This is a genomic window from Abyssisolibacter fermentans, assembly GCF_001559865.1.
Taxonomy (GTDB): domain Bacteria; phylum Bacillota; class Clostridia; order Tissierellales; family MCWD3; genus Abyssisolibacter; species Abyssisolibacter fermentans.
Genome location: NZ_LOHE01000038.1, coordinates 39,390 through 59,494, shown reverse-complemented (window position 1 = coordinate 59,494; position 20,105 = coordinate 39,390). Strand labels below are relative to the sequence as shown.

Sequence of the window (20,105 nt, the reverse complement as noted above, 5' to 3'; positions counted from 1 at the left end):
TCAAAATAACTAGGGGGAGAATACTATGAAAATCGAAGCGTTAAAAGGTGAAAAAATATTAAATTTTATTGATTATTGTAAAAAATATAGAAGAGAGGTTGATGATTCTTATTTATATGATGAAGATTTAAGAGAATTTCAACCTAATGAAGAGAATCCAACTTATATCTTAATAAATGATGAAAATATAATTGTAGGTGCAGTATCATTAATTATTGATTCGTATTATAAAAATGGCAAAAGAGGGCGTTTTAGAATATTTCATACAGTGTTGCAGAAAAAAGAAGCTTATGAACTAATGTTAAATGCAATATTACAGCATACTGATGAGATAGATAAAGTTTTTCTTTTTATTAAAGAAGAAAATGACAAAACGGCAACAATACTTAAGTCATTAAATTTCTACATAGAAAGATATTCATTTACCCTTGTAAGGGATAGTATAGATACTTGTCAGCCAGTATTTCCACAAGGATTTTGTATTAGAGAATTTCAGCTAGGAAAGGATGAAGATGATTGGTGTGAGGTTAGAAATGAAGCCTTTGCAAAGCTTGCAGGAAGTGAAACTCCTAAAACACCAGAAATGATCAGAAAAATGGCAAAGAGTGAGGATTTGTTAGAAGGTGGTATGAGGCTTTTATATCATGATAAAAAGGCAGTTGGACAGGTGTGTATATCAAAGGAATTTGATAATGGTACAGTGTACACATTTATTTCTTCACTTTCTGTAAAACCTGAATACCATGGTATGGGACTTGGAAGAAATCTTTTAAGAGAAGCCATTTGTTATGGAAAAGGTAAAGGAATTTCAAAGTCAATGCTTACTGTAAATGCAGAAAATGATAAAGCAGTTGAATTATATATTAAGGAAGGATTTAAAAAAGCTGAGACAGTAGTTTGTTATAATTACCAATTAAAAAAAGAGGAAGAATAAATGAAGGAGATAGTCCGGTCGGCAGGCATAGAGAAAGGTTTAGTGCCTGCCGATTTATTCCTTTTAATATTATATGTTTATGACTGTTTATTTTTTTTTCCTCGATTATCTTGGCACCTCTTTCACCCCACATCAATAATATTATACATGAACTTTATAGTAATGTATCTGTCTTTCGTCCTTCTCCTTATCACTTTTGGAAGTGTTGTTCATATAATAAAAGTAAGGTTGCCAATTACTTTTCGCTTGAAAAAAAACATACAAAATAGAAAGGAGGCGATTAGGTGGCTAAACCTTTAGATCCTAGCATAATTCCTAAATATGTTAATCAATTAGTTATTCCTCCTGTATATAAACCAACGATAGTAACTGACCCAGTTACAGATGAAGAAATAAGTCATAATTATACAATTACAGTGACGGAATTTAAGCAACAAATTCTTCCATCTAAATTTCCTAAAACAACTGTATGGGGGTATGAAGGTATTATTGAAGATTCCAATACTGGTGAACCAGTTTGTTTCCGTAATTCTCCTGGTGCCACGTTTGAAGCTATTCGGGATATCCCTGTTAATGTGCAGTGGGTAAATAATCTTATAGAACCACATTTGCTAGCAGTAGACCCTACTATACATTGGGCAAATCCCAATAATATACCAAGACCTCTACCACCATTTCCGCCATTTCCCCCTGGATTCCCCTTAGCACAGAGTCCGGTTCCTATTGTTACTCATCTTCATGGTGGAGAAGTTCGGTCTGATTCTGATGGTGGACCAGATTCGTGGTTTACTGCTGGAGAGGAAAAGAAAGGTCCTGCGTTTTCTACCTCGCGTACGAATTATCCTAATCAACAGGAACCTACTACTCTCTGGTATCATGACCATTCACTCGGAATTACACGTCTGAATGTATATGCAGGACTTGCAGGATTTTATTTACTGAGAGATCCTAAAAATCCAATAGAACCTCTTCTTCCTAGTGGTCCGTATGAAATTCCTATCGTGATTCAAGATCGTTCATTTAATGAAGATGGTTCATTGTTGTTCCCAACAAATGGTGTGAACCCAGATATTCATCCATATTGGATTCCTGAGTTTGTTGGCGATGTTATTATGGTAAATGGAGTAGTATGGCCAAATTTAAATGTAGAACGTAGACAATACAGGTTCAGGTTGCTTAATGGATCTAATGCACGTTTTTATAACTTGAAACTATCAAATGATCAGTCTTTCATACAGATTGGTTCTGATGGAGGTTTCTTACCATTCCCTGTGACGTTAACTGAACTTTTAATTGGACCGGGAGAGCGTGCTGATATAGTGATTGATTTCTCAATAGTAGACCCTGGAACGACTATTATTCTTCGTAACGATGCAAATATTCCTTTCCCAGATGGAGATCCAGTAGATCCAGACACGGTTGGACAAATCATGCAGTTTACAGTACTCGATACAAATGTAATTCCACCAAATAACCTTCCTGCAGAACTGAATGATATACCTGTATTTATACCAGACAAACACAGGGTATTAACCCTAATTGAAGTAATGGGACCTGGAGGGCCAATTGAAGTGTTGCTGGATGGACAGAAGTGGGGAGCTCCTATCTCTGAATTACCTATGGTAGGATCAACAGAAGAATGGGAGATTGTTAACCTTACAGAAGATTCACATCCTATTCATTTGCACTTAGTACAGTTCCTTCTTGATAATCGTCAAAATTTAGATGCTGAAAGATATGAGGAAGACTGGATTCTGCTGAATGGAGAACCACCTCTTAGTCATCCAACGATACCATTACCTCTAGAACCATATCTACAAGGTAATCCAATTGACCCAAATTTGAATGAACGTGGGTGGAAGGATACTGTAATAATGAATCCAGGTCAAGTTACTCGAATAAAAGTACGTTTTGCACCTCAGAATGTGAATCCTAAAAAAGTAAAACCTGGTGTAAATCTATATCCATTTGATCCTACCTTTGGTCCTGGTTATGTATGGCATTGCCATATTCTAGATCATGAAGACAATGAAATGATGAGACCTTTCAAGGTTATAGGGTTACCTATTATGTTACCAAACCCTCAAACTTGTTGTCAGGTTGTTGTTGAAGGAGGAACGCAGTTAGTTCCACCTGCATTAAAGAATGCTCCTATTGTTCATAAAAATAAAGTATTTGCAGATATTGAAGTGGTATGTCCTGAAAAAGTTGTTATCAACGGTTTTATTAGAAGGACAATAACTTATACTGCTGTTATGGATAACGGAGATAAAGAACCAAATACAATAATTGATGATATTCCGTTTCAGTGTATAATTGACCGAGAAGACGCAAATAAAGGAGATTCTTTCGTTATTACAGGCAAGTCCTTGTTATGTGAGGTTTTCGCTCGTGCGCAAAGTTTTGGAACAAATTGTGTTACAAATGAGGAAGTAGCTTATAAGTTTGTAACAAAAGATATTATCAAAATATGTATAAGAAAAAAATGTTAGCAAGTACTTCATTCTATGATTGAGTGAATCTAAGTATTTAACTCACCTAACAGCAATACTAGTTGAAAGGTGAGTTTTTTCTTATTCAAAATGGTAAAGACTAGATTCTTATTTAATTTTTTTAAAACTTATAAACTTACCATTGTTTTTTACGGGGACAAGTTTATTGTCTATTATGTTTTCTCTACGACATACTTATTTGCTTCAGTTACTTTTACCAATTGATTCATGGTAAACCTTTTTATCTCATTTAACGCATATAATATTTCTTTTTATTTTGTCTGACCATTAGGTGAAATTTTCCTACTATAACCATATAATTTTCTTAAATAATTTTTTGTAATTGTTTATCCATCACCTTGTCCCTTCGTCTTTAATAGATTGTGGCTATATATCTAAAATTATATAGCCACAAATATTGTGATTTGTATTTAATTAACCCTGATTATACATATAACTCCCCATAATATGCTATAAATTTCTGAATTAGAAGATTTCATTGAATTCGAAGGCATACCCAGTTGGTATGTCGAAAATTTAATGGATATCATCTAAACATAAGCAGAGAACTAAAATTTGTGATTTTATGTGAATCGCTTACTCATCGTAGAATGAGCTTTATTAAAAAAAGTATTTAATTTATTATGAATAATCTGGCTAAATGTCATGTGATAAGTCGTATTTCTAAAAATCTTTAATATTTTCTTCATTATCTTCTTTTTTCTTTGATATTAGTTTTTTCATTATTTTAATCTTAATTGGTACTATAACAACCACAGCAATACCGATAATTAACCAACCCCACCAAGGCAAATCTTTCACCTCCTATCTAAATTTTAATTTCTTTTTCATCATATGGGTCAAAATAAGTAACACAAGGACACTGTAAATAAAGGCAATACCACAAGAAGTGGCAAAGCTAATATTTAGCGGTTCACTACTAAATATATTCATATAGGATTGAAATCCCCAATAATGTGGGAATATATAAAATACCCAATGAAGATTTTGTGGTACAAAGAGAGATCCAAATGCAACTCCGATAAAAGTAAATAATAAAACTTTAATTACTGCAATTGAGGATATTAGATTATCAGCTAGTAAGCCAATTAAATATCCTAAGATAACTCCTATTCCTGTTGTAGCAAGCGATGCAATAATGATCTGTCCATAATTTACATTAGTCCCCATTAGAATAAAAACGGAAAGAACTGATAGGACAATACTAGTTATAGAACATATAATTGTATGTGATACAACAAAGTCAAACATCTTGATTGGAGATACGGCTAAGGCTCTGATAGATTTACTTTCTTTTTCTTCAACAATACTTAACCCTATCATAAAACCACCAATTAAGATTGAAGTTAATAGTAACAAACTTGCTGTAATTTCCTTATTTTTCGAACTGGTTTTTTGTAGGCTTATATGTTCAAATTGAGCCTTAGGTTTTTCAGAAAGAATCATATTCATAAGCGAACTAGCAATCTCTTTAGCTTCTCCAGCTTCATTTCCTTCAAGAATAACTACATATTGATTATCTTTTTTAGTTATTCCACATATATCATCCGGTTTTTCAATTCTTTTTTGAAGATCATTATAGTTATCGAACTGTTCTACATTTCCAAAGTTTCTTAGTTCATTAATAAAATTTGTATCTATACTTGAATCTACTGCTACACTTAATTTCATACTTTCCATACTAGGGAGAAACATTCTCATTACAAAAGCAAGTAGTATTGGAAATAAAATAGCATAGATTACCATGTTGTTTCTAAAAAGACTAGTCTTTTCCTTACTAATTAAATTAAATATCCTTTTTATCATACTACTTTCCCTCCTTCATGAGCTTTTTGTGAGTAGTTAGGTAGCTTATCACAAGAAATACTGCGCATTCAGCCAACAATATTAAGTTTAAGGATGTTACAAAATCACTTTTCCCTGAAGGAAAAAGAACTTCTCTAAGTCCAAAAAGCACTGGATATGCAGGAAGCCAAGTAATAAATGATGGAGCAAAGGATGGGCTTAGGTAGGAAGTCAAAGGAAAACCTGCTACTGCGATAATAAATACTCCTACAAATAAGAATTCTTGTAGGTTTTTAAAGAAAACACTTACTGATAAACCTACTAATGTCATTAAGAAACTAGACAAAATGACAATTAAGAATATGGACAAATAGTTAACGCTAAAACCCATTGTAAAAAGTATTACTAACCCTGAATATATTACCGCTAATATAACATTCACTACAGCCTTAGAAAGAACATATTCTAACGTTCCTCCAGGACTTACACGATATGCTTTTACACTACCTTCTTCTTTTTCTTGAAATACCATAACTGAAATCAGGAAAAATCCTAGCATAACTGCTTCCGTTACTATAATAACAGGAATCATATTTTTATTGAATGGTATAGGTTCAGTTTTTGAACGTAGGTAATCAACTCTAAAATTGTTTGTTTCTACAGAATTCCTTATTTTATCCAAAGTAGATTCTATGGTTGAATCTAATACATTTAGAATTTCTGGAGATTCTGAGCCTTGATGTATAATAATAAATTGTGCATTATCTAAAGCTCCTTCCATAATGATACCAATTGAGTTGTTGTTTTTTTCTACTTCTTTTTCTAATTCCTCGCGACTCTGGAAAATTCGAGTCTCATCTATACCTTGCTTAATTAAATAATTCTCAAGAACTTTACCCTCTGAATTATCAAAAAATACTTCATTAGGAGTTAATTTAACATTTTTAGGTATTACAAAGTTTATGAGAATAATCATTAATGTAGCTAAAAATAAGATTACAAAATGAAAGTAGTTGCGAATGGTCACTTTTATATCTTGTTTTAGCAAATTGATAAATCTACTAAACATTATTCAAGCCCCCTACCAGTTAATTTAATGAAAATCTGTTCAAGAGTAGCTTCCTGAGAATGTATTGTTTGGATATTTTGACTTTCCACTAAGTCATGGAATGTCTTTTTATCGTTTTCGTTTTCTAGGAAAAGAATTTCATTAAATACTTTGCTATCCTTCACATATTCTAATTTAACTGATTTCTGACCGTACTGAAGCTTAAGGTTTCTAGGTGAATCCAGTGAAACGATTTTTCCATCGTTAATAAATGCTACTCTGTCACATAATTCATCTGCAACAAACATATTATGAGTAGTCAGAAATATAGTACAACCGTCTTTTTTCTTTTTAATGATTAAATCTTTTATTTTACTGGCTGTACTTGGATCAAGCCCAGATAATGGTTCGTCAAGAAATAGTATTTCTGGATTGTTTACGAGAGATCTTGCAAAGACTAATCTCTGTTTCATGCCTTTAGAATAAGCAGATGATTTCTTGTTTGAAGCATGCTTAAGACCAACCATATCTAGTAATTTCATAGGGTCTTGTGTTGGCACTTGAAATAAACCAGCAAAATATTTTAAATTTTCATATCCCGTTAATTTAGTATATAGATTAGGATGTTCGAAGGATACGCCTATCTTGTTAAAGAATTTCGATTTAATATTTTTAACAGATTGATTGTCATACAAAATTTCACCTTTTTGTAGTTCTAAAAGACCTGTCATTATGTTTTGAACAGTACTTTTACCAGCTCCACTAGGTCCTAAGAAACCAAAAATCTCTCCCTTTTCAATTTCGAATGAAACATTCTTAACTGAATAATCGCCTTTACCTACATAATCATGATATAATTTTTTTACTTCGATCATATCGATCCCCCTCTTACAATTAACACATATTTAAGAAAATATTATAGATATTATCATAATATGTGTATATATTTTTTATTAATTTATTGAGTTAACCTAAGTTGATTTTAAACCACTTCTTAATAACTCTATAAATTGATAAACATATTTACCCCATTCATCATCAGACTTAAAGCGCTCTTTATTTATTAAAAAGGTACCAAAATTTTTTAATAAACCATGTACCATAAAACTAGCTAGATCTATACTAAGATCATTTCTAACTTCTTTATTTTCTAGAGCTTTTATAAGTAATTGTTTATTATATTTATGACCTAATTCGTTTATTTTTTCATTAATTTCAATATTAATATCCTCAAGTATTTCATTATGGATAGTTTGATAAATTTGATATAGGTCAGGGTAGTCTGTATAATAATTAAAACTAGTTAATAGCATCTTTTCCATTAGCTCAAAGTAAGAAAGACTTTGATTTTCTTTTATTAATGTAGACATATAATCAATCTTAATTTGAATTGCTAAATCAATTATATATAGATAGAGCTCATTTTTGCTTTCAAAGTATTGATACATACTACCTTTTGCAACTGATGAATTATTAGCTATAGATTGTATTGAACTTTTTTTATAGCCCTTAGCTGCAAATTCTTTAATTGCAATACCTATGATTCTTTCCCTTTTTTCCTTATCTAAGTTAAAAAAAGTATTCTTAGGCATCCTTTTAGTTCCTTTCATAAATTATTGAAAAATAGATTAAAATTGAATTTAGTAACATTTAGTATTTGTGCTTAATAGATTTAAGACTCATGAGTCATGTGACTAATAGGTCATACGACTTGTTAGTCACATACTAACATATTCTATTATAGCTGTCAATAGATTATGCTAAAAAATATGACTCAATAGTCATAAAAAAATCAAAGTGAGGTATACTATAAAAAAAGATTAATTTAGATAGATGAATTGATTGAATATATATACTTGGGTGAATAAATCTTATCTATTGACAGTAGGTGTTATAAGTACTATAATTACGACTATATAGTCATATTAGGAGTGATTGAATTGCCAAAAGATACTTTTTTTAATTTGAATGAAGATAAAAGAAAAAGAATTATAGATAATGCTTTGGAAGAATTTGCAAAGTACGACTATAAAACTGCATCAGTAAGTAGGATTGTTGAAAAGGCTGGTATATCAAAAGGTAGTATGTATCAATACTTCGAAAATAAGAAAGACCTTTATTTATATTTGCTTGACCTAGTTTCCGAAGAAAAGTTGAACCATATTAGTAAGTCAATTGACCCAGAGGAAAAAGATTTTTTTGAAATGTATAAGCAGCTCAATCTTATTGGTACTCAATTTGATTTAAGTCATATTAAATATAGTAGATTATTATATAATGCTATTCATGAAACGAATAATGATGAGCTTGGCGATATTCCTTCACAAATTATGAAAAAATCAGATGACTTCGTTAAAAATTTTATTTATCAAGCACAATTAGACGGTCAGATAAGAAAGGATGTTGATCTTGAATTACTTGCTTTTCTTGTAAGTCGAATAACTATTGAGATGGCTGATTATATAAGTCATAAGTTTGATTTTTCTTATAGTAAAATAGTTTTAGAAGGAACGGGCAGTCTTCCAATTGACGAAGAGGATATTAAAAAAGTACTTGATGATTTAATAAAGTTTTATAAAACGGGATTAAAGGCTTAAAAAAACAAGGGAATGACCCATGTTTCTTCACATAATTCTATATTGTTATAATAAAGATAGAGATATTAATTTATAAGAAAAAATTCATCAAACCTTCAGGATAACAACCCCTTATAGGGATAGAGTAAACCACCCGTTTTACGGGTGGCGATGATTTTTATTTATAAAACAGTAATTATATTTTGGCTTTTTAATTTTTCTAAATATGCATACAACTGAATATTGAACAAAGCGATATTTCTTTGGGCAGTAGATGTTTGCTGTTTGTGTGTAGCCATATAAACAACTCTTGGTGGTGCAGGATTTTCAAGTTCAACAATCCTGTATCCATATTGCTTCTGATGTGATACTGCTATTGCTTTAGGTAATAATGCCCAGCAATTTCCTCCATCCAAAAAATATTTAAGAAATGACACACTTGTTGTTGTTAATAATGCTGTTGTATTTTGATCGAAATATTTTCCATGCCACATTTTAAATTCAGGTCCCCAGCCACGATATAATTCATTATTTTTACCTATTTTTAGTTCCAGTTCAGAGTCTAATTCATTTGTATGAATTTTAGATTTGGTAATATTGCTATATTTAGATAATACAACAACCATTTCGTCAGTTACTATCGGCTTTACATCTAAATCTTTACTTTTTATCTCATATAATGCAAAGCCTATATCTGCTTTTCTTCTTTCAACAATTGAATATATCATATCAGCAGGGTAACATTGTAAATCTAATTTGAAATTTGGATTATCAAAAATAATATTTTTATATAATGGTGCTAGTCCATCTCCGATCATACTGTCAATAGTAGCAATAGTTACATAAGGATTAAAAGATTTATTATTTAACTTTTCACAGTCATTAAAACTTGCAATAAGGTTATTTGCAATAGGCAAAAATTCTTCACCTTTTGGCGTTAATATAATTTCTCTTTTCCCTTTTTGTCTAAATATTAATTCTACTCCTAATTCTTTTTCAAGCATTTTAAGTCTTGTACCTATAGTCGAAGGCGATAGGTACAGAACACTAGCCGCACGCTGAATATTGCTTTCGTTTACAACGGCTGTAAATATTTCTATGTCTAACTTATCCATAATATTCTCCTAAATAATATATCAATATTAAACTTATTAAAATTATAATTGTTGATTACAAATCTATTATATATAATATACTGTTAAATATCAAGAAAACCCATTTAATATTTTCGTTATTAAATCACAGTGATTTTAACAGGTAATATATCGCTTTTATTTTCGTGTGAAAATGGTATTATATTTGTATACAGATTATGTGCGATTAAAAATTTGTTATTTTATCACCACCTTTCAATAAGCATTGTCTAAAGGGAAAACCTTTCTAAGGGCTACCCGATAGGATTCAACATCTGAGTCATCAGAGTATGATACCTAAGTAAATGATAAAAAATGTATACATTAAGAGATAAGATAAATAAGTGATAGTATTGGCTTTGATAAGTGTATTAAGTAGATAGGTCAATGCAAGTACAAATATGTTGTTCAAATGACAATATTTATAAAGATTTTTTATCATTTACTAATATAAAAAATACAATGTGTTTGACACAAATATAAAAAATATTGTGTATAAACATATTATAGGAGGAGTAAACAAATGAAAAAATATTCAAGTGAGGATATTGCTGAATTATTCAAAGATATTCCAAAAGTTGAAAAAGCATTTTACCCAACACCATTCCACAAATTAGAAAATATTTCAAAAAAATATGGTGTAAATGTATTCATTAAACGTGAAGATATGTCAGGTCCAAGTTCATTTGGTGGCAACAAAGTACGTAAAATAGAATATATTGTCGGTGAAGCAGTAAAAGAAAACGTAGATGCAATAATTACAATGGGTGGTTATCAGTCTAACGCATCTGTTCAGCTTTCACAGTATTGTAATCTATTTGGAATTCATTCTATAGCAGTATTAGGTGACAATCACAATGAAGGTATTCCTAAAGAAAGAAAAGGTAACTTACTTTTGAATTCATTACTTGGTACTGAAATACACCTTATAGTAAGAAAAGAAGCACCTGATGATCCAAACTTAAATCCATTGTGGGAAGAGGTAAAAAATAAAATCAAAAAAATTATGGCAGATTATGAAGCTAAAGGTAAAAAAATAATGTACGTTCCTGTTGGATGTACACATCCTTCAGGTTGGGTTTCATATATTCGTTGTTTCGATGAAATTTATGAACAAATTCAGCCATACGCAAACGATGTTGATTATATTTTCCATGCGAACGGATCAGCTGGTTCACTTCCTGGTTTTATAGTTGGTAAAGCATTAAAAGGTTCTGACTGTAAAATATGTTCTATAAACAACCGCAGATACGGACCTGGAGAACAAGTAAGTGAACAGGATATATTTGACCGCGTTAAATATTTATATGAAAAATTCAATCTTGAATGTCCTACAGACGATGAAATCTGGGCTGAAATAAATATAGACCAGAATTATCTTGGTGAGAAATATGGAGCCCCAACTGATGAAGGCGCTGATGCAATGAGAGAAGCAGCTGAAATGGAAGGATTGTTCCTTGATCCGGTTTACACAGGCAAATCTTTCTCTGGCTTATTAAGCTACATCAAAACAGGAAAAATACCTAAAGGTAGCAATGTAGCATATGTGCATACCGGCGGTACTGGCGGATTATTTAATGGATATCATGTATTCAATCAAAAAACAATTGATTTTATAACAAGAGAACATAAATAAAATTTTAGAAAAATAAAAGGAAAAGGAGAATAATATGAAAGAAAAAATTAATTTCTGGGCGTTAACACCTATTTTGTTATTCTTAGCCTTAACATTTGGCTTTGGGCTTTATTGTGGAAGTTCAAAAATAGTTGATGCAATTGTATTCTTTATGATAGCAACATTTGTCGCAATATTTATGAACACAGACAGACCGGTAATGGACAAAGTTTCAACTTTTGCTAAAGGTGCAGCAAATGAAAACACAGTTATTATGATTTTGATTTTCTTGCTTGCAGGAGGTTTTGCAGGTGTTGCTCGTGCAGGTGGCGCAGTAGATAGTGTTGTAAACTTCTTCCTGTCATTTGTACCTGACTTTATGCTTGTACCTGGATTATTCTTTGTTTCAGCCCTTGTTGCTTTGGCATTAGGTACATCAGTTGGTACAGTTACTGCTATGGCTCCTATTGCAGTTGGCCTTGCAGAAGCTACCGGAATTCCTGTAGCATTAGTTGTTGGTGCAGCTCTTGGTGGTGCAGCATTTGGCGACAATATGTCAGTTATTTCAGATACAACAATAGCAGCTACAAGACTTTGTGGCGTTGAAATGAGAGATAAATTCCGTGTCAATTTCTTTATTGTATTGCCGGCTGCAATATTAACAATGATAATATTTGGTTTTATGACATCTGGACAAGATTATACATTTATTGCAGGTGAATATCAGTTAATACGTATTTTGCCATTTGCAGTTGTACTTATTACTGCACTTGCAGGAGTGAATGTATTCTATGTATTATTAATTGGTATTGGTCTTGCAAGCGGCATTGGTGTAGCTCAAGGCACATTTGTAAGTGAATATGGCCAGATTGTAGGATGCTTGCAGGTATTCCAAAAAGGTATGCTTGGCATGGCTAAAATTTCTATGATTGTTTTGATAGTTGGTGGTATCATCGAAATTATGAAATACAATGGTGGTATTGCATGGATTGTTCAGGCTCTTGACAAACGTGCTCATGGACCAAAAACAGGTGTACTTGCTAATATTGCTTTGACAGTTTTAGTTACAATATTTGTAGCAAATTCAACAGTTGCTATTTCTGCAGTAGCACCAATTGAAATGGAAACAACAAAAAAATACGGTATTGATCCTAGAAAAACAGCAGCTTATGTTGACTTGTTTGCTACATCAACAATGGCTAACGTACCTTGGGGAGGTATGATGCTTGCAGCTGCTTCTACAGCATCAGCTTGTATGACTACAGGTGAATTGACAGCAGTAGAAATTCTTAAATATTCTACATATTCACAGTTAGCTATGATATCAGGTGTTATTATGCTTTTCCTTGGAATACCAAGACTTAAAAATAGAAATGCTAAAAAAGCTTAAAAGAGTTTAGTTATAAATTTTAATAGGCTTAAGCATATAACTTTGAGTGAGCTTAGGCCTAAAATTTACTTCTAGGAGAAGGTATTTATACTTAAAATTCACCTACTGAAGTAAGTTACTAATTTAAGATGCCCCTTATAAAAAGGGCGACTTAAGTTTAAAAAAAATTAGAAGTTAAGGAGTTAAAATGATTACAGCTATTATTATCGCAAATTTTGTTATTGGTATAAGCATAGGAGTTTCAGGTATAGCAGGATTTTTATTACCTATGTTTTATGTAGGTGTACTTACATTACCTGTTGCTGACAGTATGACATTAAGTTTTGCTGCATTTGCCGTATCAGGCATTATAGGAACATTATCATATCACAGAAGCGGTGACATTGATTTTAAATTTATTATGAAATTGATGATAGGAAGTATAATCGGTTCACTTATCGGTGTATGGGCAAATGGTATGGTGGACGTTCGTACCGCTAAAATCGTACTATATATAATGGTATTATGTTCAAGTATATCATTGTTGTTTTCACGCAAAGACGGCGATGAAAATTCAAAATTATATAAACTACGTAATAATAATATTTTTGTTGTTTTAGTAGGCACTTTGATAGCGGCAATATCATCATTCAGCGGTGCCGGAGGACCTATATTATCAGTACCATTGTTATCGTTATTAGGATTTAATATACGTCAAGCAGTAGGTATGAGCTTGTTTAATTCAATATTTATTGCAATACCTGCATTTATTGGCTATTACACTAAAGCAAGTTTATCACAAATATTATTGTTTATGATTTTATGCGCAATTTCACACGGTATAGGTACTTTAATTGGTGCACGTATTTCAAGTAAAATAAATCAACGCATATTAAAACTAGGAATTGCATTTTTCTCCATAATAGTTTCTGTTTATATGCTATGGACAGTTATTTAAAGTAAGGAGAATTTTATGAATTTTCAAATTCAGATTATGTCATGTTTGTTCATATTTACATTTTGTGGGTATACAATACAAACAGTTACAGGCTTTGGAGCTGTGATTTTTGCATTACCACTTTGCATGTTGTTTGTGAATAGGCTAGATGTTTTACCAGTATTTTTAATGATGTCGATATACCAATCTTTAAGTGTCGCATATAAAGATAAAGAATTTATAGATAAAATCGATTTTGCAAAAATGTTTGCATTAGCGATTAGCGGTATGATTGTTGGAATGATGTTAGGAAATATCATTCCAGAACGCCAATTAAATATTTCACTTGGTATATTTATTATTTTAAATTCACTATACAGCCTTTATTTACTTTATACAAATAGACAAAATAAAAAAGTTTTAAAACCTTATCACTATATATATCCAATATTAAGTGGTATGATGCAATCAGCTTATGGAATGGGCGGACCGCTTATTTCTATGTATATGGATAAAGTAACAAACAATAAGAATACATATCGTGGTATGTTATCGCTTTATTGGGGTTTGCTTAATCCATTTATTATAATAGGGTATTTTATACGTGGACAAATAACCATAGATCATTTTTATATGTTTTTATTACTTTTTCCTGCAGTTTTATTAGGACTTTTTATAGGAAATAAAGCTCTTACAAAAATATCAATAATAAGATTTCAAATATTTGTATATATACTGCTTATATGTATAGGCATTACATTATTTATCTAAATATTTATAGAAATTTCTTATAAATATATTAGAAACCATTAAGTTTACAATACAAAAGGCACAGTGTTAACTGTGCCTTTTGTATTAAGAATTATAGTGCAAAAACAAAATGTAGAAAAATACTACGTTCATTTACATATTTCATTTAATTAAAATTAGAGACACTTTAAATGAATTAATTTTTTTGATAGTAATAGAACACAAGATTGAAAACAATAATAAAATAACTGAAAACCTGAGTTATTCAATAGAAGATTTAACTGATAATATAGTATTTAAAGGTTGATCAAAGATTTAAGTTATTTACAGCACTTTCCTTAATTACTTCATATATGAGCATGTTGTAGTTTTTTTAGTTGATATAATAAATATTATTTTGCTATAATGATATTATGCAGGAATTTTATAGTAAATATGCAATTTTTGTTGTCAAAGAATGATATTACTGAGCAAAGGAGTTTTCAATGAAAGCAGAATCAAAATACCAAAACAAATATGATAGTTGTAATTTGACATATGCCTTAAATGTTGTTGGTGGAAAATGGCGGCTCCCTATTCTTTGGGCTCTTTATAAACATGACATTCTAAGATACAACGAATTGAAAAGAGCAATTGAAGGCATCACTAATATGATGTTGACACAGTCTTTAAAAGAATTGGAAAACCACGGCATTGTACATCGCAAGCAATATATGGAGATACCTCCTAGAGTCGAATATTCACTAACAGAAGATGGTAAAGATTTAATCCCAGCTTTGATTGCATTGGCTAAATGGGGAAAACAGATAAAGGAAAAAAATAAGCGCGATTAATCATATATTTATTCGGATTAATGAAAACCTCCTATGAAAATTCCCAGTTTTCAAAGGGGGTTTGTAAATAAATAAGACCTACAAAGGAACATTAAGGTAGCAATTAAAGTAAATAAAAATCATATTCAGTCATGATTCTCATTCAAATTTTTGTTGATTAAAGCGAAAATAACTGATGAATCATAAAGAAATATTATTACATATTCCTCAAAACAGTAATAAAACCGTCTAATATTTTATGAGATTCTTTAAATCCCTTATGCTTGTAGAAGCTAAGTGCATTATCATTACCGTTTGAAACGAAAATAAATAGATCTTTTACATCTAATTGATTTAACCACTTCATGCCTTCATTAAATAATCGTGTACCAATACCAGAGCCTCTATAACCGTCTTTTATAAAAAATTGAGATAAACAACCGACCTGATCTTCAACGGAATTTATATCGAAGAAAGTTGCAAAATCATTATCATAGACTTCTTTAGCTGATAAATTACAGTAAACATAACCAACAACTTCGTCATCATCTTTAGCTATCATAATGAAATTTTTATCCGCCTTTTCTAATGAAGGAAGAAGTCGTGTTTCGAATGACATCGAATCAAACCTTTCAGGTGTAATCTTAGCTTTACTTTTCTGATATACCATCAATTCATTGCATAGTGATTTTACTAAATATGCATCTCTTTCTCTTATAATTTCATATTTCATCATACTACCTCCTTGATATATTGAAATTATTTTAATTTAATTGTAGTACATAGACTAAATTTAACAAGTATGCAGTATTTTATTACTAAGGCAGAAAAAACTGAGTGCAATAGAAATTATGGAAGAAAAGTATAAAATCAATATGAAAGCTGTTAAAACAACATTTGCAAGTTTAGCTGTTTCTGTAATATGTGTATCTTGAATCATTAAGAATTCTAGGGAAGCTAGATCCATTATTTTTTTCTAATATTTCTTTAATTCTATTTTGAACTTTTTAAATGTACTTGTTTTTGGAGCTGTTATAATAAATATTATTTGATGTGAAGATAAAAGAAGTATAAAATAAATTTGTTAGTAATTTATTTTAGTGTATATTAACTAGATTAATCATCTACATATTTTAACAACCAACTAATATACAAGAGGGTGAACTAAGTGGAGTTTAAATTAATAGATATTCAAGAAGCTGTTATTAAATATGCAAACATTATATCTCAAATACTGCAGGTAGAAGTTGAAATAGCAGATAAAAACCTTATAAGAATTGCTGGGACAGGCATATTTAAAAATAGAGTAAACAAAGATATGTGTAATGAAGGTTGTGTTTACAAATTTGCGTTAGAATCGGGTGAAACTCAAATAATTCATAAACCTCGTTATCATGAGCTATGTTTGACATGTCTAAATAGAAATACCTGTGAGGAAAAATTTGAAGTGTGTACTCCGATAAAATTAAAAGGGGTGCCAATAGGAGTTATAGGGCTAATTTGTATAAATGAAGCTCAGAAGAAACATTTATTGTCTAATTTTGATGTACATATGGAATTTTTACAGCAGATTTCAGAATTTATCAGTATTGCTGCATATGAAAAGTGGGAGAAAGTACGAGAACAAAATTATTTGAAATCATTAAATTTTGTTATCGATAAGATAGAAAATGGAGTAATTATTTTAAATAAAGATAAATATATAACTCATATTAATGAAAAGGGTATTAAACAATTAAAGTTATCAGATGATTATAGTAGAAATATAGTAAATATAACGCTTATTGGTGATAGCTTCTTGGAATTTAAAAAATATCAAGTAACAATAAATAAGAGAAGCTATAATTTAATAGGAGAACTTTATAAATTAAAGCTATCAGATGAACAATTCGATGAAATGTTAATTTTTGGTGATGAAAAAAAGATTAAAGATAATATATCGAAATATACAAATATAAATCAAGTTATTACATGTGAAGATATTTTAAGTAATTCAAATAAAATGAGTATTCTAAAAAATAATATAAAGAAAATAAGCTTATCTAATTCAACAGTTTTAATAACTGGAGAAAGTGGTACTGGCAAAGAATTATTTGCAAGAGCTATTCATAATGAAAGTATAAGAAAAACTAAACCTTTTATTGCAGTAAATTGTGGAGCTATTCCAGATGCTTTACTTGAAAGTGAACTTTTTGGTTATGTAAAAGGAGCTTTTACAGGAGCTAATCCAATAGGTAAAATAGGTAAATTTGAGCTTGCTGACAAAGGAACGATTTTTTTGGATGAAATAGGAGACATGCCGATTTATCTTCAAACAAAACTACTAAGAGTATTGCAAGAAAAGAAGATAACAAAAATTGGATCGAACAAAGTTATAGATGTTGATATAAGAGTTATAGCTGCAACTAACAAAGAACTTATTAAAGCTATTGAAGAAAATAAATTTAGGGAAGATTTATACTACAGATTAAATATAATTCCTTTTGAAGTTCCCCCACTAAGAGAAAGAATAACTGATATTAGAATATTAACAAATTATTTTATCAAGAAATATTCAAATTTATTTGGCAAGAAATATTCAAATATAGAAGTAAAAAAAGAAGTATGGGATGTTTTTTTTATGTATTCATGGCCTGGGAATGTACGTGAATTAGAGAATACAATTGAATTTATGATTAATATGGTAGATAACAGTGGGATACTTGATTTGTCAACAATACCAAAGAGTATTATTCAAAATAAAAGAGAAATAAAGAAAAAAAGTGTGGATTTATGCAAATTACATGAACTAGAAAAAAATGCTATCAAAAGAGCTTTAGAAATCTATGGCTCAACAACTGAAGGAAAAAAAGCAGCAGCAAAAAAGCTTGGTATAGGAATCGCTACTTTATATAGAAAGATGAAACATTATAATTTATCAAAATGATAAATAAATAAGACATAAATATTGTAAAAACAAGATACTTAAATATAATTGTGGAGAAGTTATCAAAGTGATAAAAATTATCATTTTAATAACTTTTTTTATTAAGATCAATAGATATGTTTTTAAAGAAGCTTAAAAATAACGCATTTTTAATTAATAAAACAAGATGGCATGTGATTTGCAATATGGATATATGAAAGCTGTATACAGTAAAAAATTAATTTTAGTTTTAAGAGATTTAACAAAAGAATAGAGAAATTATTAATAAAGCTACAAAAACAAGCTTGGATATGTAAAAGCAATAATTATAGAAGCTGATAATAAAATATAGAGTAGGAAAAGGTTTTATTAGATAGCTTAGTTATGGGGTTATTAGAAATAAAAAAATTGTAATTATAAAAATGTTACTTTATCATTATAAAATTTAAAATCAAATTTATTGCTAAATATTAAAAGGAGGAAAAAGTATGAATGAGTGTTTTAAGTTAGTACATTATGATAGAAAAAAAGATAATTTGTTTCCTGTTGATAATTTTGGTTATAAAAATGCTCAAAAGGTGCAAAAATTTCACGCAAGTTTTCCAGAGTATTCAGAAACTCCATTGGTAAAATTAGATAACTTGGCACAAAATTTAGGAATTAAAAAAATCTTTGTTAAAGATGAGAGTTATCGCTTTGGACTAAATGCTTTTAAAGTATTAGGGGGTTCTTATTCTATAGGGAATTATATTGCTAAAGCTTTAGGATTAGATATAAGTGAACTACCATATGAGCGTTTGATTTCTCATGAAATTCGAGATAAATTTGGAGAAAAAACATTTGTTACAGCTACAGATGGTAACCATGGAAGAGGAGTTGCTTGGACTGCTAATCGACTAAAACAAAAGTCAGTAGTGTATATGCCAAAAGGATCTGCTGAGGAAAGACTTAAAAATATTCAAGCACTTGGTTCAGATGCTAGTATAACTGACCTAAATTATGATGATGCAGTACGCCTTGCTAATTCTGGAGCTGAAAAAAATGGGTGGATAATGGTCCAAGATACAGCATGGGAAGGATATGAGGATATTCCATCTTGGATTATGCAAGGATATACTACTATGGCTTATGAAGCAGCACAACAATTAAAAGCATATGAAATCGAGAAGCCTACACATATTTTTCTACAAGCAGGAGTAGGAGCTCTGTCAGGAGGAGTTACTGGCTTTTTTGCAGACTTATATGGCGACGAAGAAAGACCTATAATAACTATCGTAGAACCAAATAAAGCAGATTGCATTTATAGAACAGCAAAGGCTGATGATGGCAAATTACATTTTGTAACAGGTGATATGGATACTATTATGGCAGGTCTAGCATGTGGAGAACCATGTACTATTGGGTGGAAAGTTTTACATGACCATGCTGATAATTTCGTTTCTTGTCCTGATTATGTTGCAGCAAAAGGAATGCGAGTTTTAGGTAATCCTATAAATAATGATGCAAGAGTAATATCAGGTGAGAGTGGTGCTGCAACACTAGGTTTTGTAAGTGAAGTAATGCAAAATAAGAGTTTAGACTGGTTAAGAGAAGAATTACAATTAGATGAAAATTCAACAGTTTTATGTTTTTCTACTGAAGGTGATACAGATAAAGAAAATTATCGACGAATAGTATGGGATGGCTTACATGAAAGTTATTAAATAAGAATAATCCTAAAGAAACTTG

The 20,105-nt window shown here is 30.4% G+C and carries 16 protein-coding genes and 1 pseudogene; 10 read left to right on the top strand and 7 right to left on the bottom strand.

Annotation, left to right across the window (positions count from 1 at the left end):
* Nucleotides 1-25 precede the first annotated feature (25 nt).
* Entirely contained in the window at nt 26-934 is a 909-nt protein-coding gene (locus tag AYC61_RS05150; RefSeq protein WP_066497807.1) for a GNAT family N-acetyltransferase, read from the top strand.
* Nucleotides 935-1,218: 284 nt separating this feature from the next.
* A pseudogene (locus AYC61_RS05140) lies at nt 1,219-2,991 on the top strand (multicopper oxidase family protein); the annotation flags it as partial.
* A 1,119-nt stretch (nt 2,992-4,110) separates the two neighbouring features.
* Here AYC61_RS05140 and AYC61_RS21975 read toward each other — a convergent pair.
* From AYC61_RS21975 to AYC61_RS05120, 5 genes are all read right to left on the bottom strand, one after another.
* Nucleotides 4,111-4,239, bottom strand: a complete 129-nt coding sequence (locus AYC61_RS21975; protein ID WP_275935216.1) for a hypothetical protein — start codon at nt 4,237-4,239, stop codon at nt 4,111-4,113.
* A gap of 12 nt (nt 4,240-4,251) precedes the next feature.
* On the bottom strand, nt 4,252-5,253 hold the full coding sequence (locus AYC61_RS05135; protein ID WP_066497803.1) for an ABC transporter permease: 1,002 nt from the start codon (nt 5,251-5,253) through the stop codon (nt 4,252-4,254).
* 1 nt (nt 5,254) lies between these two features.
* Nucleotides 5,255-6,301, bottom strand: coding sequence for an ABC transporter permease (locus AYC61_RS05130; protein WP_066497801.1), 1,047 nt, complete (start codon nt 6,299-6,301; stop codon nt 5,255-5,257).
* Entirely contained in the window at nt 6,301-7,155 is an 855-nt protein-coding gene (locus AYC61_RS05125; protein WP_066497800.1) for an ABC transporter ATP-binding protein, read from the bottom strand. Before AYC61_RS05125 ends, AYC61_RS05130 begins: the two co-directional genes overlap by 1 nt.
* 96 nt (nt 7,156-7,251) lie before the next feature.
* On the bottom strand, nt 7,252-7,890 hold the full coding sequence (locus AYC61_RS05120) for a TetR/AcrR family transcriptional regulator (RefSeq protein ID WP_082759791.1): 639 nt from the start codon (nt 7,888-7,890) through the stop codon (nt 7,252-7,254).
* A gap of 330 nt (nt 7,891-8,220) precedes the next feature.
* Here AYC61_RS05120 and AYC61_RS05115 point away from each other — a divergent pair, with 330 nt between their 5' ends.
* A complete protein-coding gene (locus tag AYC61_RS05115; RefSeq protein ID WP_066497798.1) occupies nt 8,221-8,877 on the top strand; it encodes a TetR/AcrR family transcriptional regulator in 657 nt (218 codons plus the stop codon).
* Between the two features lie 161 nt (nt 8,878-9,038).
* Here the strand turns inward: AYC61_RS05115 and AYC61_RS05110 are convergent, their stop codons facing one another.
* On the bottom strand, nt 9,039-9,971 hold the full coding sequence (locus AYC61_RS05110) for a LysR family transcriptional regulator (RefSeq protein WP_066497793.1): 933 nt from the start codon (nt 9,969-9,971) through the stop codon (nt 9,039-9,041).
* Between the two features lie 541 nt (nt 9,972-10,512).
* Here AYC61_RS05110 and AYC61_RS05105 point away from each other — a divergent pair.
* The 5 genes from AYC61_RS05105 to AYC61_RS05085 all read left to right on the top strand — a co-directional run bounded on the left by AYC61_RS05105 (nt 10,513) and on the right by AYC61_RS05085 (nt 15,493).
* Complete coding sequence (locus AYC61_RS05105) at nt 10,513-11,625, top strand: 1-aminocyclopropane-1-carboxylate deaminase/D-cysteine desulfhydrase (protein ID WP_066497790.1); 1,113 nt, start codon at nt 10,513-10,515, stop codon at nt 11,623-11,625.
* Between the two features lie 34 nt (nt 11,626-11,659).
* Entirely contained in the window at nt 11,660-12,994 is a 1,335-nt protein-coding gene (locus AYC61_RS05100) for a Na+/H+ antiporter NhaC family protein (protein ID WP_066497788.1), read from the top strand.
* A gap of 187 nt (nt 12,995-13,181) precedes the next feature.
* Nucleotides 13,182-13,931 (top strand): sulfite exporter TauE/SafE family protein, encoded by a 750-nt coding sequence (locus tag AYC61_RS05095; RefSeq protein ID WP_066497787.1) that lies wholly within the window; start codon nt 13,182-13,184, stop codon nt 13,929-13,931.
* A 15-nt stretch (nt 13,932-13,946) separates the two neighbouring features.
* Nucleotides 13,947-14,681 carry a sulfite exporter TauE/SafE family protein gene (locus tag AYC61_RS05090; RefSeq protein WP_066497785.1) on the top strand — a complete coding sequence of 245 codons (735 nt, stop codon included), beginning with the start codon at nt 13,947-13,949 and terminating at the stop codon, nt 14,679-14,681.
* Nucleotides 14,682-15,145: 464 nt separating this feature from the next.
* Entirely contained in the window at nt 15,146-15,493 is a 348-nt protein-coding gene (locus AYC61_RS05085; protein ID WP_066497782.1) for a winged helix-turn-helix transcriptional regulator, read from the top strand.
* Nucleotides 15,494-15,689: 196 nt separating this feature from the next.
* Here AYC61_RS05085 and AYC61_RS05080 read toward each other — a convergent pair whose 3' ends face one another.
* Nucleotides 15,690-16,205: a GNAT family N-acetyltransferase gene (locus tag AYC61_RS05080; RefSeq protein ID WP_202906806.1), complete on the bottom strand. Its 516-nt coding sequence runs from the start codon at nt 16,203-16,205 to the stop codon at nt 15,690-15,692.
* 435 nt (nt 16,206-16,640) lie between these two features.
* Between AYC61_RS05080 and AYC61_RS05075 the strand changes: the two genes are divergently transcribed.
* Both AYC61_RS05075 and dpaL read left to right on the top strand, forming a co-directional pair.
* Nucleotides 16,641-18,398: a sigma 54-interacting transcriptional regulator gene (locus AYC61_RS05075; RefSeq protein WP_066497780.1), complete on the top strand. Its 1,758-nt coding sequence runs from the start codon at nt 16,641-16,643 to the stop codon at nt 18,396-18,398.
* A 467-nt stretch (nt 18,399-18,865) separates the two neighbouring features.
* Nucleotides 18,866-20,080, top strand: a complete 1,215-nt coding sequence (dpaL, locus tag AYC61_RS05070) for a diaminopropionate ammonia-lyase (protein ID WP_066497779.1) — start codon at nt 18,866-18,868, stop codon at nt 20,078-20,080.
* The last annotated feature ends 25 nt before the right edge of the window (nt 20,081-20,105 follow it).

Bases quoted from the DNA above. Each gene is read 5' to 3' on its own strand.
- AYC61_RS05150 (WP_066497807.1), top strand. From the start codon at position 26: ATGAAAATCGAAGCGTTAAAAGGTGAAAAAATATTAAATTTTATTGAT.
- AYC61_RS05135 (WP_066497803.1), bottom strand. From the start codon at position 5,253: ATGATAAAAAGGATATTTAATTTAATTAGTAAGGAAAAGACTAGTCTT.
- AYC61_RS05130 (WP_066497801.1), bottom strand. From the start codon at position 6,301: ATGTTTAGTAGATTTATCAATTTGCTAAAACAAGATATAAAAGTGACC.
- AYC61_RS05125 (WP_066497800.1), bottom strand. From the start codon at position 7,155: ATGATCGAAGTAAAAAAATTATATCATGATTATGTAGGTAAAGGCGAT.
- AYC61_RS05120 (WP_082759791.1), bottom strand. From the start codon at position 7,890: ATGAAAGGAACTAAAAGGATGCCTAAGAATACTTTTTTTAACTTAGAT.
- AYC61_RS05110 (WP_066497793.1), bottom strand. From the start codon at position 9,971: ATGGATAAGTTAGACATAGAAATATTTACAGCCGTTGTAAACGAAAGC.
- AYC61_RS05105 (WP_066497790.1), top strand. From the start codon at position 10,513: ATGAAAAAATATTCAAGTGAGGATATTGCTGAATTATTCAAAGATATT.
- AYC61_RS05100 (WP_066497788.1), top strand. From the start codon at position 11,660: ATGAAAGAAAAAATTAATTTCTGGGCGTTAACACCTATTTTGTTATTC.
- AYC61_RS05095 (WP_066497787.1), top strand. From the start codon at position 13,182: ATGATTACAGCTATTATTATCGCAAATTTTGTTATTGGTATAAGCATA.
- AYC61_RS05090 (WP_066497785.1), top strand. From the start codon at position 13,947: ATGAATTTTCAAATTCAGATTATGTCATGTTTGTTCATATTTACATTT.
- AYC61_RS05085 (WP_066497782.1), top strand. From the start codon at position 15,146: ATGAAAGCAGAATCAAAATACCAAAACAAATATGATAGTTGTAATTTG.
- AYC61_RS05080 (WP_202906806.1), bottom strand. From the start codon at position 16,205: ATGAAATATGAAATTATAAGAGAAAGAGATGCATATTTAGTAAAATCA.
- dpaL (WP_066497779.1), top strand. From the start codon at position 18,866: ATGAATGAGTGTTTTAAGTTAGTACATTATGATAGAAAAAAAGATAAT.